The organism is Xanthomonas sp. LF02-5 (genome assembly GCF_034105325.1).
GTDB lineage: Bacteria > Pseudomonadota > Gammaproteobacteria > Xanthomonadales > Xanthomonadaceae > Xanthomonas_A > Xanthomonas_A sontii.
Genome location: NZ_JAXGGF010000004.1, coordinates 378278 through 392613, shown reverse-complemented (window position 1 = coordinate 392613; position 14336 = coordinate 378278). Strand labels below are relative to the sequence as shown.

The following is a 14336-nucleotide window of genomic DNA, read 5'->3' as shown; positions in this document are numbered from 1 at the left end:
CATGTTCGATCGTCGAAACATCTGTCGCTATCGTCCAGACATGACCGACCCGCTTTCCGACATCCTCACCCTCGTTCAGCTCGACTCGTATGGATTTCGCGGGTTGGACGCTGGAAGCGACTGGGGACTGCGTTTCCCACCAGCCGACGGCATCCGATGCTTTGCCATCGATTCGGGGGAATGCAGGATCGTGCTGCAGGACGCCCGCTCTCATATCGCCTTGGAACCGGGTGATGTGATTCTTGTGCAAGGAGGAGCCGCCATGCAGCTGTATGCGGGCGCCCCCGTGACGTGGCAGGACGCCATCTCGTTCCTGACACAGGTGCCGCCTGGCCACGTCGCTGAACTCAATGGCGGCGGGGTGTGTCGAGGCATCGGGGGTTTCTTTTCGTTGCGCGGCCAACATGCTGCGGCCATCCTTTCAGCGGTACCGCCGGTGGTCCACATTCGGTCTCAAGATCACAAGGCGGCGCTTCAAGCCAGCGTACGGCGCCTCATCGTCGAACTGCGCGAACCTCGGCCAGGCAGCGATCTGCTCGCTGGACACCTTGCGCAGGCGCTCTTGATCGAGGCCTTGCGCGCCCATCTCGAGACAGGCCAGCAGCAGATGGGATGGCTGGCCGCGCTCGGCGTGCCCGCACTGCATCGTGCCCTGACGGCCATGCACGCGAACGTCAGCCATCGGTGGACGGTCGCAGAATTGGCCGCCGCCGCACGGATGTCGCGCTCCAGCTTCGCCGCACATTTCGAGCGCGTCACCGGCGAGACGCCGATGGATTATCTGACCCGGTGGCGCATGGCCCTGGCGTCTCATCGTCTGCTGACGTCGACGCTGTCGGTCGGTGCGATCGGGATGTCTGTCGGTTACTCGTCTGAAAGCGCGTTCGCGGTTGCATTCAAACGCAACTTCGATGCATCGCCCAGCCAGTATCGCGCGCAATCAATAGCGGCCAAGTTCTGACGCTGTGGGTGTCTTAAGGACGCAAACACTGCTTAGGTCCCACCGCCCTAGATCAACGCAGGCGTCCCACCCTTGGACTCCGCAAACGCCATCACGCCTTGACCGCCAGTGTGGCGGAGAGAGTGTCTGCCTCCGGCACATTCGCGCGTGTTCGCACACGTTCGTGAAACTCGCCGAAACCCTTGCACCTCAAAGCTCTAAACCTTCTCCATCGTTCGCTACTTTTCGCTACAATCCGCGACAACTGGGTGGGTAGATGGGCGGGTACGCGGCATGCCAAGGGAGATGTTCAAGCTGACGGCAAGAAAGGTCGCGACAATCTCGGCACCCGGCTACTTCCCGGACGGCGGCGGCCTTTACCTGCAAGTGACGGCAGCAGGGGCGAAGTCCTGGATCTTCCGCTATCGGTTCGCCGGCAAGCGCCCGGAAATGGGCCTGGGCCCTACGCACACTGTGAGCCTAGCAGAAGCTCGAGAGGCAGCGCTGTCCGCACGCAAGCAGGTCCAAGCCGGTGTCGACCCCCTCGCCAGACGACGCGCAACTCAAGAGGCGGCGGCTTCGACCCCCACATTTTGGAACTTCGCCACAGAGTTCATCGAGCAGCAACGCGCGGGCTGGAAGAACGCGAAGCATGCAGACCAGTGGACCAACACGCTGGAGACCTACGCAAAGCCCTTTATTGGCAGCAAGCGCATCGATCAGATTGGGACTGAGGACATCATGACGATCCTTCAACCGATCTGGACCACGAAGACCGAGACAGCGAACCGCGTACGCCAGCGTATCGAGACGGTACTTGATGCTGCCAAGGTGAAAGGGAAAAGGTCGGGCGAGAACCCGGCGCGATGGAAAGGCCATCTTGCGATGCTCCTGCCGAAGCCCACCACTGTGTCCCCGGTTCAGAACTTTAGCGCCCTACCCTACAGAGAACTACCAGCGTTCATGGCCTCGCTTCGAAAGCGCCATGGCGAGGCAGCACGTGCGCTGGAGTTCACCATCCTTACAGTTGCCCGTACGGGGATGATCCTTGGCGCGGTGCCGTCGGAGATACGTGGCCCAGACTGGACGTGCCCAGCCGAGCGGATGAAGTCAAAAAAGGAACATGTCGTGCCCTTGTCCCCAGCAGCACAGGCGATCATCAAGCCGCGGCTTGAACGAGATTTACTGTTCCCCAACGACGTAAGCGGCGAACCGCTGTCCGAGAACGCCATGCTGGCGCTGCTCAAACGCATGGGCCGTGGTGACGTCACCGTCCATGGGTTTCGCTCGACTTTCAAGGATTGGGCGAGCGAAACGACTGATTTTCCTGACGACCTGTCCGAGGCGGCACTGGCACACGAGATACCGGACAAGTCCAAGGCTGCGTACAAGCGAGGCAAGATGCTGGAAAAGCGGCGAAAGATGATGGAGGCCTGGGCGGCCTACTGTGATTCGCCCGCACTGCCAGCCGGCGAATAGGGGGCGGTACGGCAGCCGCGGCCAGGACCGGCCGCATGAGCGACAGCATTCTCCAGTCCAGCGTAGCCTTTGAAGTCGTCAGGAAGCGCCATGGCCAAATGCGATGATGATGCTTCCCGCCGCCCAAGACAGCTGAAATATCGCTCATGGACCTGGCGACGTCTTGCTCAGGGCAAACGGGTTGAGTCCAGGCTGCGTGATACAAGAACTGCAACTAAGTGGCTCAAACACCATCAGCGGGGACGCTCGGTATCGAAGGCATTCTCAGTGCCTGGCCTATGCACTAATGCTCCGCGCAACGACCTTCGAGGGTGACTAAGCTATCAGCGTGTTGGAGTCGCACCTCTGTGAGTGGCGCCCCACGTTGATTATTTCCGTATTAGGCAGATCAGCAACAACTCATCATTTTTCGGGGCGCATTCACACCTCAGACCTTACTAACCTTGCTTCGATTCATTGCCAGGGCGAATAGGCTCTGGAGGCATTGCCTCTGGATCCTGCCAATGCATTCTATCCGATAAGTAGTATAGAGTCACAAGGGTCACGAAAACCATTTGCATTAATAAAAATACATAACAAAATATAAAGCCCATCCTCACCCACTGCAGGACGCCTTCAGAGACCCATCCCTTAAAGTTTGGAGCTAAGATTTGACCCAAAAGTCCGCTGGAGTAAAGCATAATGGAGAGAAAGGAAAGATATCCAAACATCAGGCTCAAAAACTGCCTGCGCGAAAGCTTCTTATCCTCTCCTGCAACGACGAGATATACTGGATCAGCCTTGATTTTTTGATCTAGAGCTCGGCTATGAAGCGACGCGACGGCGGCAAGTGCAGCAATATAGAACCCTACCAGGACTTGCAACAATTCATTAACTCCGTGAACGAGCCCTTTTTCACCCAATATTGGCACCGGCTTAGGCAAGACGTAAACCCCCGCGACCGCCGCTAGCGAAAACGCAAGCGGAAGCCATATATCCCAATAGCGCTTCGTCTGATTTCTCGCAAAAAGATACTTCAGAGGCGCGAAAAGGGGTGGGATACTTGATCTCATTTCATCAACGCCGTCATGGCCTTTATCAGATCAACGCAAGGTGCAGGATGAGTTTGAGCCAAATCAATATTCTGAAGTACTATGCGATCGACCTGTTTAATCAAAAAGTCCTCTGCGTCTTCGCGATGTGTCCCAAATGTCAATGACCTATTTTTGCCATCTTGGCGCACGTAGTGAACACGAACTTTATCATAACCCTGCCCCCTACAGGCCTCAGCGATTTTGTTCAGCCACCCCTTAACGGGACCATCAAATTCTTTACTTGGCTTCAACTTTGTTATCTGACTGGCAACACGCAGACCCGTCAATTCATCAAAGGATGGCTTATCCTTCTTCTCCTTGATCGCGACGAAATAAGAAATGCGACCTTTTTCCATATCTTTTTCAAGTTTCTGATCATCAAGCCCGTCCAAGTAGAAGCGAGCAGAAGCGGCGACAACATTTCCCTCCTCATCCTTAAAAGAGAAATTCCTTCTGGAGGCAATGAAATGGTTCAACGCGGCTTGCATCTTCGTTTTACCCAACCCACCCACATCTTCCAGAATTGCTGGCCAGTAAGAGTGCCCCTTTCGATGCTTATCTTTTAGTGAAATCACCAAATGCGCCGACGTCGCATTACCTTCGCCCTTCTTTTTCGGCGCGGTTCGACTCGAACCAGTATCAAGGTTCCTAAAGCCTGGATCGGCTCCACTCTTATTCGTATAGGTGAAAAGAAGCACCATGTGAGTCGGGTACGCCGGCACAGGGTACATATGAACAAAATCCAACGTGACAACTTCGTCTTTGTTCGCAGGGTCTGGATGAAAAGTGACGTTTCCTGCAGCTATAGTCTCTTCCAGAATCTGACGCAGTTCGCTAATGGGCATAACATTTGGAGCCTTTGACGGCACAAATCGCACCCCAGCCTCCATATGGATGACCCACCGTTCATCATTCCTCAGCACATCCTTCCCCTTGGCGAACGCCGTAGACTCACTCTCTCCAGCATAAGCCAATTGCTCTTCAGCGCGCTGCTGGCCCCTATTCATGTCTACAAAGACGTCATTGCGAAGGCCGGCAGAACCACCAGTGAGACTGGTCAAGCCAAGCAAGGCATACTACCGAGCACCATGTCAGATATTGCAACAAACGACTACATCCTTAGAAATCCAACGCCGTAGGCGCACGGACCAGCCCGTCAAGCGGCATACGGCTGCTGCGCCGACTCCCGATCGCCGGCGGACTAAGCGGACGGCTGTTCCCCAATGTCCCGTTAAGTGGTTTCTCACCAGGCTAGGACGAACCGCATGCTTTGAGATCAGAGACCCGGAAGCGGATCTTATTGCTTTCGTGTCGCATGCGCTGACATTGATCGCTGAGAATTTCAGGATGCCCGCCCGGCGCTAGTGAGGCGCTCTTCGGTTGAGCGGCCTTGGCCCCAACGCGGGTAGAGGTAAAGTTTCACGGCTCCCATTCGCAAGGGTGAGGGCGCTGGTCACCTTCATGTCAGCACAGCTGGCCCAACTCCGGATGCGACAGCAGCAGCAGCAGTAGGATTGTCTCGGCCTCGACCAGAGTGTCGATTTAAGTCGGCACTCTAACGCTTACCCGCACTCCTGCTCTAGCTGTATTAGTTCAGCTTCGTCACAGTCGGCTAGTGCGGCCATCACCTCACGGCAAGACTAACTCCGGCCGCTGCGCGCTCACAGGGGACAGAAGACCCTGCAGCCGCAGGCTTCTAGATCGTTCGGCGTGACTAGGTCCCCGGCTTGGGAGTTCCCGGGGTTTTCGTCTTGTCGATCACCACCGTCTGAATGTACTCGCCGTTTGCACCGTAAATCACCACGATGCGCGTGGTGGCGTCGTCGTACACGACTTGGGCGCTACAAGGGCACGTCGCCGCAGCGGTCACCATCCCCATCGGCTGCTGCTTGTCGTCGCTCACTACCGCCATGGTCGTTTCACCGGCACGCCCGAGGGGAAGTGTGGACTGCACACCAGGCGTCACGATCGTGACCGAAAGCACCTCGTCCTTCAGCGAGTTGACTTGGACGTAGTCCAAGCCATCCTTCGAAAATTTATAGACCTTGAACTTGGGTGAGAGGCTGATGTTCTTCGCGCCCGCCGGCACACTTTCGCCCAGGCCTGGGATCAGGTCGGTCGGGTTGGGCGTTTTTGTGGCTGCGGTGGCCGTACCGGCTGTGATCGCAAGCAGGATGGCTGGGAAAAGCAGCTTCAGGTTGCGCATCGGGGACGCTCCGAGCAGGTCGACTAGGGAAAAGCTAGACCTAGACTGGGCGTCATACAACAGCCCGGGATCCCGTCCGCCCTTTCTGTCTACCAAAACGTCCAGCGCGATCAGGCCGCAACCCGGTGCTCGTAGAAAGTCCGGACGTACTCGTCGATGTCCATCACGGCGCCGAAATCGCGCTGGTATTTCTTGAACTCGGCATACACCTGCGCGCTGTAGCACATGCTATTCGGCCATCCTCGACTTCACGTTTTCGATCATGATGTCGATGCGCTGGGTGACGTAAGCGCAGTCCTCATGCCGCGCGGCGTCCTCGATCTCGTCGGCATTTCCGGCAAACTCGGCCCAAAAATCGCCGTCGTCCGGGCACTGTTCGAGCATCGCCGGCAGTTTCGCGTCGAGAGGGTCCAGCATGGCGTCCAGCTCGGCTCGGGTCTTGGCGTGGGTTTTCATAAGGGCGGGCTCGTGTCGGGGTCTTCTACAACTGTGAACGGGTCGCTCAACGGCGGGCGTTGGGTGGTGGCGGCAGCACTCCGATCCGGGCAAGCACGTACTCGCGGTCGGCCGGGCCGGCGCTTTCCGCGATGTAGGTCTGGCCCAGGCCGAGCAGCAACATGACCCCCTCGGCAGTGGCGCAGCGCGCCGCCAGCATTGGCAGTTCGGCCTCCAGGGCTTCGATGTGTTCGTCGAGTTCGGATCGACCCAGGTTCATTGGGCGATCCCGGTACGCCGGCGGTAGACGCGGCGTGTTCGATCGTGAGGAGGGTCTAGCAAGGGCGCCAGCAGCGACGCGTCCTCGCCCTCGCGCAGCGGCGGCCTATCAATCGGCGGCCGAACTGGCCAGCTACGGAAGGCGTCTGCAGTCCAACGCACCAGGCCCGCGAAGGCATCGGCCGCTGTCCCCTCGCCCGCTGCCCAGCGCACAGCATCCTCGGCAAGGACGATCGCCGGCATCCCGCCAGCCTCGCCCCCAGGCGCCCAGCCCAGCAGCCCCACGGCCTTCTGGCCACCAGCGGCGGCCAGGAAGAACGGCTCATCACCGGGGGCAGCAAAGTAGCGCCAGCGATCGTCTACCTCGATGTAGAAGCCGCTGACCAAGACGGCGGCGCGCGATACCTCGACACGGCGGGCGTCGATGTCCCAGAGGACAGGCCTTGCGGGGCTCCAGAGCACAGTGCCGACGTCAATTTGGCCATTGCTAAGCCGGCGGATCGACTGCAAGTACTTGCCCGGCTGGACCGACCAAGAATTCGCCCGTCCGCCATACCCGAGGGGCGGCGGTACCAGGCCGGCTGCGGTCGCCCAATGATCCGTGAAGTGGTAGCTGGCGAGGACGAACCGCATGCTGGAACGTAGGAAACGGGGAAGCGGATCCTACGCCTTCGCATCGCAGGGGCTGAGACGGGTGGCTGAAGGTTTCAGAAAGCCGGCCAGGCGTTGCTCAGACGCCCCGCGGGATGAGCTGCCTAAGGCCCCGCGTCCGGTCCTTGCACATTGCAGCAGAACCCCGGCCCGCGCCATCCGACAAATCCGTTTAGGCGGTAGGCGTGCTGCCCGGCGAGATGTAGGGACATCCCTACCCCGAGAAGATCGAACGGTTCGCGAGGATGCGTTGATGGAACAGGGTGTTGCCCCCTGCGAGTTTGCCATTGAGCGCATGGCCGAACACGACCATCGGCGCGTCGGTGTAGTACAGCCGCCCTTTCAGCGTGGCAGCCATCGAAGCTGCGGGTCTGGCGTCAAGGTTGTAAAGGCAGATCGAGTCCAACATTCCGCGCCGCTGCAGCGAGGCCATGTAGCGCAATGTCTCGCGCAGCCCGAAGGCCTGCTCGAAGGGTGCGTAGTTAAACGAACTGCCGTAGGACGAGTAGACCTCGCTCGGGGTCCAGCCCTTGGCAATGAACGACTGATAGATGCCCCGCGTGGTTTCGTTGAGGATCGCCGGCAATGCCATGGCCGTGGCCCCGAGGTCAGCGTACGTGAACTGGCTCGGCTCAACACACGTGCCGGCGATGGAAGCAAATCCGACCTCCGTCGCGGACAGCTTCTTCATCTTCGGCACCCAAGCTGTACGCACGCCGGCGTAGGTCTCGTCAAAGTGATAGGTGCCTCCCCAACGCTGCCCGTCCCGAACGAAGAAGAGACCGAACTTGTAGATCCGGCACGCCGTCATGGCGTAATTCTCGTTGTAACCACCCAGGAACAGCGCCGCCGCGGATGGGATTGCGATCGCCGATCCGCTGTCGACCCCGTAGTCGTTGCTCACCCCATCCCACACCACGGTCAGCACCTTCGTCGAGCGGTTGAGCGTCGCCTTCAGGGTATGGCGGCCTGTATCCAGGGCCCCCAGCGTGACGTAGTAGGCGCCACCAAGGCCGAGCTTGAAGCCGCCGCCCTGATCAAGCATCAGCTCCAGGTAATTGGCCAGCTCCAGCACACGGGCATAGTTGTCGGCCGGAAGCGCAGTCACCTGGAAATCCAGCTCTATGGACCAGATGGACTGGGCTCCTCCATCGTACGTCGGCGTCGTGACCTTGCCGTAGCCGGCATTGGCAGTGCCGTCGCATGCAAGAAAGGTCGCGGTGTCAGCGGGCGGATGATGCGCGCCCGACGTCCCCGGAAACACCAAGCCAGGCGCCACCGCCACCTGCGCGTTGCCCTGCATCCCCTTCAGGCCGTAGGGGTCATAGCCGCGGCCGAAGCCCGCCTGTGGCGTGGCCTCGGCGATGTAGCCGGCTTGCTTGCTCGCGTAGTGGCAGCCCTGCCAAAACCCGACGGTGTTCTTGATACCGGCGCTCGCATCGATCGGGGTTCGCACTTCATCGGCCTTGCCGACTCCCTTTGAACCGCTGAGCTTGCGCTGGTTGGGATCGGCGGTGCTGCAGGTGTAGTCCATGTCCTCGCCGGCGGCCAGCCCCGCGGCGATCTCCTCGGCGGTCCCCGTCACGCCCGTCGTGAGCCTGAAATACCACTCCACGCCAACCGTGTCGATGTTCGGATTCGTCCAGATCGCATCCAGCCGGAAGGCCGTGCCGACGCCGTACTCCGTATAGTTGGCGGCGTAGGTCACGCTGCAATAGGGGAACGCCGCCTTGACGGACGCCGCGATCTCCGCGCACGCAGCGACCCACAGTGCCCATTGCGCGTCGGTGGCCGCTCTCTCGACCTGGCTGAACTCCGAAGCGACGTACCAGCACGATGGCGCGATGCCATTCGCCCGGAACAGCCCGAGGTAGTAGGTGTGGAAGGCCTTGTAACTGTCGATCCAGGCCGAAAAGACTGCAACGGTAGAAAAGTTGAAGAACCCGCGCCAGACCAACGCCTGCGACTCCGCGAGACCGCCATCGTTAACCCGCCCGAGCACGATCGGGACGAATGCCACGTCGTAACCCCGATCAATGAGGTACTTCATCCCACGGATCTGCGACGCCTCGTTCTGCGTACCGCCGGCGCGGCCTGACAGGCGCAGAGCGTTCGCGCCGGTCTTACCGCTGACGCTCCACTGAGCCTCGCTCGACAGCTTGGCGGCGATCTCTGAATTGATCGCTGGCTGGACAACCCCCGGGTCGGTACCTGCGCTGTTGGCACACACAGAGAACCACTGGGTCCACACCATGACGGTTCGGACTCCGGTCAAGCGCGCGAGATCGTCACGGACCATGTGCCGAAAATTCGTTTGCGCCTGTGCCAGCGTGAGGTTGTTCACCAACTCGTCCAGCGTGGTGTTGAAGCCCTCGCCCGATACGGCCACCTGGGGCAACGTATCGAGGTCGAACTCATTGAACGGCGTCAGCATCACTGCGTCGGCGGGGGCGAGTGCTGATGCCATTGCGTCGACAAACGCGGTACCGGCAACGCCGGCAGTACTGGGATAGCGGGCGACTGGAACCGCGACGCCGCCCTGATTGAGGAACAGCGCCAGGTATTCGCCTTCGCCCTCCAGCACGTTGAAGTACTGCCCAGTTTTTGTTGCTGCCAGGCCGGCCGCCACGGTCGTATACACCGATAGCGCGTCGGGGGTGCCATTGAGCGCGGCGAGGCTCGGGACCGTGATCTGCTGGCCATCGCCGCCACTCATCTGCACTGTTGCATCCGACGTCGTGAACCACTCCAACTGCTCGTCGGTAAACAGGTTGTACTTTTGGACGAGCGCGACGATCTTTTCCGCCAGCTCGGCATTGCTCAGGTACCCAGGCGCGGCCATCTATCGCACTCCCATCGCGATCCCGCCAACGGCGGTGAAGTTGAAACGATCACTCCGCAGGCCAGCGTCCCCAACGCGGATGCGGTAGGCCTCCGCTTTGGTCGTTGGTTGATCGGAAATAGTGATCGAGATGGTGGCGTTCTCACCGCTGCCCAGGTAGTACTGCTTGGTCTTCAAGGTCACCCATCCCCCGCTCGTCTGCCGCTCCACGAACCATGCACCCCGCGCCGGGTCACCCGCACTGTTCTCGACGTCGAGGGTCAGCTGAAGAAATGGCACGTGGGTTTCGTTGTCGGCCAGAGGCGCTCCCAGGTTGAAGCTGATCAGCGTCTGGCCGGACGATGCGGCGACGCTGCCAGTCCAGTTGGTCAGTTCCTTCTGCTGCACCTGCCCGATGATCTTGTCCCCATAGACCGTGCCGCGAACTTCGACGTTTCCGCCGAACTGCGCGGTACCATCTTTCGCAATACGCCAACCAACATAGGTACCGGTCGAGCCGTCCCAGTGGTAGTTCAGCGACTTGATTTCCTCGCCAATCTTGGCATTGGTAATCGTTCCGTCACGGATCATCGCAGCGTTCGCATACACGACGCCATTGACGATCTCGAAGGGATAGTAGTACTGGCCGCCGACGGCCTTGTTCAAGAAGACGAAGCGATCTGCCAGCATCGCGATCTCACTCTGCGCGAGTCCGCCGCTAGCGTAGACGCCCAGGCCAATGCCGGCGAGGTAGTGCCGACCATCGACATCGGTTTGCACCTTCACGTTATAGGTCGCGGCAAGATTTCCCTCAAGATCGGTCACAGCCTTTGAAGTCTGCTGCACCGTCGCCATCATTCCATCGGTTGCCGCACCGACCTGCTGCTGCACAATGGCGGCTGCATCCTCCGCGCTGACCTTCGTGCTCTGCAACTGCGAGATGTACCCCCTGTTCGCCACCGCTTTGTCGTTGACCGCGCCGATGTCGAGTGCCTGCTTGATCACCGCCTCCGAGTAAGCATCAACCTGCTCGACCATCTGCGTCAGATCCTGCTCGGTTCGAGTGAGCTGCTGCTTCACCTGCACCAGTTCCTCGCCGAGGCTGTTGCTCAGTGCCTTCTGGACCGTGAGCATGGAGTTAGACAGACTGCCGCTCGTGTTGACGGCCCGGACGGCGAACGTCCAACGGCCAGCCGGCGGCGCGGTGCTCTCGAATGCTGTCGCGTGGTATCCATCCGCATCGCCCAGCGGCGTCATTGCCGACCAGTTCGGGTTTGCCACGCTGCCCTCGATGTAGCGAATCTGCACGCCAGCAAAGTCGGGCGACTGGATTGTGGCAGGCGCGAAAGACCACGCATATCGCCGCACACCTCCAGCCTGATCATCGATCGTCAGCGCATCGACGTTGACCGGCGCACTCCCCGCGCCGGTGGTCGCGTACGTACCGCTCACCGCGACGCCGGCGAGGCCATCGGGGTTATAGGGTCGCACCACGATGGAGTACGTACCGGCACCCGGGATGCGCCACCGGGCCGTGCGGGTAACGGTCTCTGCGACCTGCTCCAGTTCCCCGTTGCCGTCGAGGTCGGACAGGACGACGGTCCGTTCCGCCGGCCCGCTTATGGAGAATGCGGCTTGCAACTCGGTGAACACGGTGTTGCCTTGGACGACCTGGCGCTCGGTGATCTTGAGGTCGCTGGCAACCGGCCTGGTCTGCAACAAGGAGCCGTTCGGCGGCGGTACGTAGGCCCCCGTCTTCACATAGTTCCAGAGTTCTGGCGATTCCGGCACCACCGAAACCGCGGCCCCGTTCAAGTCGCTTTCGGGCGAGATGCTGACGACCCGGACGCGGTATCCCGGCGTCTGCTTGAAGTCGTAGATCCAGATTGTGTCCTGGGCGGGATTCTCTTCCGAATCGCCAGGCAACGGGGCATCTGACGGCCACGCCTCAGCCAACGTGATCCGGGTCGTCTGATCCTCGTTGATCACTGCGCTGCCGACCCGCAGGACCCGGTAGACGCGCTCCCCCGGGATGCGCAGTCCGATGTACGCATTGTTCGCGTTCTGGCCCGGCACCGCATCGTCAACGATGATCACCGGAAGCCCCTGCGCGTTTATCGCCGCGGACACCACGCGACCGCCATAGCCCCACTGGGTTAGATCGTGCTGCAGCGCCAGCAGCGACAGGCGCCGATAGCTGAGGTACTCGATATCGGTGCTGTAGCCGATGCTCTTGTACTGATACAGCGATTGCGCCAGGTGGTAGCGCGCCATCTCCGCTGCATGCTCGCGCTCGGTGATCCCCTCTCCCGTGAGGCGGATCGGATTGAGCATCTCTTTTACGCCCGGCGCAGGCACTTTCACCGGCACCACATCCCACACAGTGCGATCGAAGTAGGAGTACTCCACTCCATCGGCCGCGTTCGCGAGCGTGTAGTCGACCTGAAATGAGGCTTTCTTGATTGTGGCCATATTGACCACGCCGGTCAGCGGCTGGTCTGCACTCGCCCATGCTACGGAGAAGCGGCCGCCCGCCCACGTCTTTTCGCCGAACCCAGCCAGCGCAATCGCATCGAGCACCTCGTCGTGCGACCGCGCCTCACGTAGCCAGAAATCGTACCGATATCCGTTGGCTTCGCAATGCTGCATGAAGCCCTTGAATGCCTCGATGTCGATCTGCTCATCGGGCAGCCCCATTCCAGCAACCAGCGCTCCGGTCTCGTCGAAAAAGCCGCGGGCGTACTGGAGCATCTGCGCCCCGGGATTGGACGTTCCGGTCTCGCGTGTCGTGGCCTGCGCCCAGGCGTTGTTACGCCAGATCGGCATCGCCCTCGGGTGTGCGACGCAACGGATCTCGTTCGGGGCACCGTTGAGCTGACCCGTCGCCTTCATCCTGATGCCGATACAAGCCAGGCCCGCGTAGCTCGCAGCGTCACGCTGGACACTCGTCATCGACGACCAGGTGAACTTGGCGGTGGCGCCGCTACCGTCGGTGTTCAAGCCTGCGATACGCACACGTACGTCGTACTGGCCCTCGGCGACGTCCGCGGCAATCGAAACGCGCTGCGTGGTCTGATTGTCGTTCGAAACGGTGCGCGTGCCCAGCATCTGCCAAGCGCCCGTCCCGGTGGCGCAGTACTGCACCTGAATCGTTTCCCGATTCGTTTTCGGCTTGCCCTTGCTCGTGAGATCGAAGAGCAGATACTCCATCTCGACCTGGATACGCAGGGTGTTTACCGAACTGGTGCGCTGAACCCAGTCGCTCGCCACACCCTTCTTATCGTGCGTGTCGAGCTCTCCGCCCGCGACCGTGTCCGCATTGCTGAAGAGCGGAATGTCCTGCTGGGGCATCCCAGGCATGCCCCGGGTGAAGGTCTGAACGCCCTCAAAGGACGACAGCAGCGCGTCGCCATTGTAGAGCGGCTCGATTCGGTCCACATTGAAGCCGGCGGTCAGCGTCATCGCCAGGAACTGATCGTTACCCTCATATTGGGTGTACGGGTTACTTAGCAGATCAGGCGCGACCTGAACGCTGCCGAGCAACAAAGGGAAGGGCTCGTATTGTCGAGGCTGGTTCCTGCCTCCGCTGAGCGAGTAGACGCTGTCCGGCTGAGAGGCGGTCGGAGAGGCCAGCTTGGGGCCCAGCACCTTGTTGATGACGATCGAGCCGGCGACGTAGACCGCGGTTGCTGCAAGCGCACCGTACGTGCCGGCGACCGCGCCGGCGCCCCACATGCCAGCCGTGGTCGCCCCGTAGCCCCACGTGAAATAGATCAGCGCGGCGTAGGCAATGATGTAGAGCGCGTTTTCGCGCACCGCGCCTCGCACCTCAATGACTTGCCCATTCTTGGGCCTGACGTGGTGCCAAAGGTGCCGCTCTACGACACGACCACCGATGGCGACCGTCCATGACTGGCCGTCCAGATCGACGATATGGCGATGCAGGAACGCGTAGAGGCTTTCGCCGGGGCGCAGGTCCATGGGGACGTGCCGCTGGCCGTCCAGCACCACTGGGTGCGGCGTGATGACCAGTTGCCCAGAGGGCAGCGCAGGCGGAGTCAGATCCATCGATAGTAGCCCTCGATTCGAGCACCGTAGTCCGGCAGCTCGCGGACCCGGTGCAGAGTGCTGAAGCCGAGCGCGCTGCTCGTGTGCAGCACCCATGGCTCGTGATCGAGGAACACATACACACCAGCATGCGTCGGGCGCTCCCTGCCCTGGTCGAACATCAGAACCAAGTCGCCATCCACCGGCGTATCGGTCCGATGGGCGTACTCCTGCGACAGCGCGCCGATGGCCACCTGGCCGGCGGTGCCGCGCGGGCGGCCATTCGGGGGCCGCACGTCGCGGCCAAACAGCCGCTTCTGCACCAACACAACCAAATCGGCGCAGTCCATAGCGTCGGGGTCGTAGGCAATTCCGGTGAAGGGCTCGATGAGGGATGCGTGCATC

Annotated in this window: 11 protein-coding genes; 2 read left to right on the top strand and 9 right to left on the bottom strand. The window is 60.7% G+C overall.

Annotation, left to right across the window (positions count from 1 at the left end):
- Positions 1 to 40 precede the first annotated feature (40 nt).
- Both SLW52_RS13265 and SLW52_RS13260 read left to right on the top strand, forming a co-directional pair.
- A complete protein-coding gene (locus SLW52_RS13265) occupies positions 41 to 961 on the top strand; it encodes an AraC family transcriptional regulator (RefSeq protein WP_152236300.1) in 921 nt (306 codons plus the stop codon).
- A gap of 285 nt (positions 962 to 1246) precedes the next feature.
- Positions 1247 to 2419, top strand: a complete 1173-nt coding sequence (locus tag SLW52_RS13260) for an integrase arm-type DNA-binding domain-containing protein (RefSeq protein WP_320740346.1) — start codon at positions 1247 to 1249, stop codon at positions 2417 to 2419.
- Positions 2420 to 2856: 437 nt separating this feature from the next.
- Here SLW52_RS13260 and SLW52_RS13255 read toward each other — a convergent pair whose 3' ends face one another.
- The 9 genes from SLW52_RS13255 to SLW52_RS13215 all read right to left on the bottom strand — a co-directional run bounded on the left by SLW52_RS13255 (position 2857) and on the right by SLW52_RS13215 (position 14335).
- Positions 2857 to 3285 (bottom strand): hypothetical protein, encoded by a 429-nt coding sequence (locus tag SLW52_RS13255; RefSeq protein WP_320740347.1) that lies wholly within the window; start codon positions 3283 to 3285, stop codon positions 2857 to 2859.
- A gap of 182 nt (positions 3286 to 3467) precedes the next feature.
- On the bottom strand, positions 3468 to 4553 hold the full coding sequence (locus SLW52_RS13250) for a hypothetical protein (RefSeq protein ID WP_320740348.1): 1086 nt from the start codon (positions 4551 to 4553) through the stop codon (positions 3468 to 3470).
- Between the two features lie 653 nt (positions 4554 to 5206).
- A complete protein-coding gene (locus SLW52_RS13245; protein ID WP_320740349.1) occupies positions 5207 to 5698 on the bottom strand; it encodes a hypothetical protein in 492 nt (163 codons plus the stop codon).
- A 228-nt stretch (positions 5699 to 5926) separates the two neighbouring features.
- A complete protein-coding gene (locus tag SLW52_RS13240) occupies positions 5927 to 6154 on the bottom strand; it encodes a hypothetical protein (RefSeq protein ID WP_320740350.1) in 228 nt (75 codons plus the stop codon).
- A gap of 46 nt (positions 6155 to 6200) precedes the next feature.
- On the bottom strand, positions 6201 to 6413 hold the full coding sequence (locus SLW52_RS13235; RefSeq protein ID WP_320740351.1) for a hypothetical protein: 213 nt from the start codon (positions 6411 to 6413) through the stop codon (positions 6201 to 6203).
- Positions 6410 to 7045 carry a hypothetical protein gene (locus SLW52_RS13230; RefSeq protein ID WP_320740352.1) on the bottom strand — a complete coding sequence of 212 codons (636 nt, stop codon included), beginning with the start codon at positions 7043 to 7045 and terminating at the stop codon, positions 6410 to 6412. The genes SLW52_RS13235 and SLW52_RS13230 overlap by 4 nt, the downstream gene beginning before the upstream one ends.
- A gap of 232 nt (positions 7046 to 7277) precedes the next feature.
- Entirely contained in the window at positions 7278 to 9905 is a 2628-nt protein-coding gene (locus SLW52_RS13225) for a glycoside hydrolase TIM-barrel-like domain-containing protein (RefSeq protein ID WP_320740353.1), read from the bottom strand.
- Complete coding sequence (locus SLW52_RS13220) at positions 9906 to 13952, bottom strand: DUF1983 domain-containing protein (protein WP_320740354.1); 4047 nt, start codon at positions 13950 to 13952, stop codon at positions 9906 to 9908.
- A complete protein-coding gene (locus SLW52_RS13215; protein WP_320740355.1) occupies positions 13943 to 14335 on the bottom strand; it encodes a peptidoglycan endopeptidase in 393 nt (130 codons plus the stop codon). Before SLW52_RS13215 ends, SLW52_RS13220 begins: the two co-directional genes overlap by 10 nt.
- Between the last annotated feature and the right edge of the window lies 1 nt (position 14336).

Bases quoted from the DNA above. Each gene is read 5' to 3' on its own strand.
- SLW52_RS13265 (WP_152236300.1), top strand. From the start codon at position 41: ATGACCGACCCGCTTTCCGACATCCTCACCCTCGTTCAGCTCGACTCG.
- SLW52_RS13260 (WP_320740346.1), top strand. From the start codon at position 1,247: ATGTTCAAGCTGACGGCAAGAAAGGTCGCGACAATCTCGGCACCCGGC.
- SLW52_RS13245 (WP_320740349.1), bottom strand. From the start codon at position 5,698: ATGCGCAACCTGAAGCTGCTTTTCCCAGCCATCCTGCTTGCGATCACA.
- SLW52_RS13240 (WP_320740350.1), bottom strand. From the start codon at position 6,154: ATGAAAACCCACGCCAAGACCCGAGCCGAGCTGGACGCCATGCTGGAC.
- SLW52_RS13235 (WP_320740351.1), bottom strand. From the start codon at position 6,413: ATGAACCTGGGTCGATCCGAACTCGACGAACACATCGAAGCCCTGGAG.
- SLW52_RS13230 (WP_320740352.1), bottom strand. From the start codon at position 7,045: ATGCGGTTCGTCCTCGCCAGCTACCACTTCACGGATCATTGGGCGACC.
- SLW52_RS13225 (WP_320740353.1), bottom strand. From the start codon at position 9,905: ATGGCCGCGCCTGGGTACCTGAGCAATGCCGAGCTGGCGGAAAAGATC.
- SLW52_RS13220 (WP_320740354.1), bottom strand. From the start codon at position 13,952: ATGGATCTGACTCCGCCTGCGCTGCCCTCTGGGCAACTGGTCATCACG.
- SLW52_RS13215 (WP_320740355.1), bottom strand. From the start codon at position 14,335: ATGCACGCATCCCTCATCGAGCCCTTCACCGGAATTGCCTACGACCCC.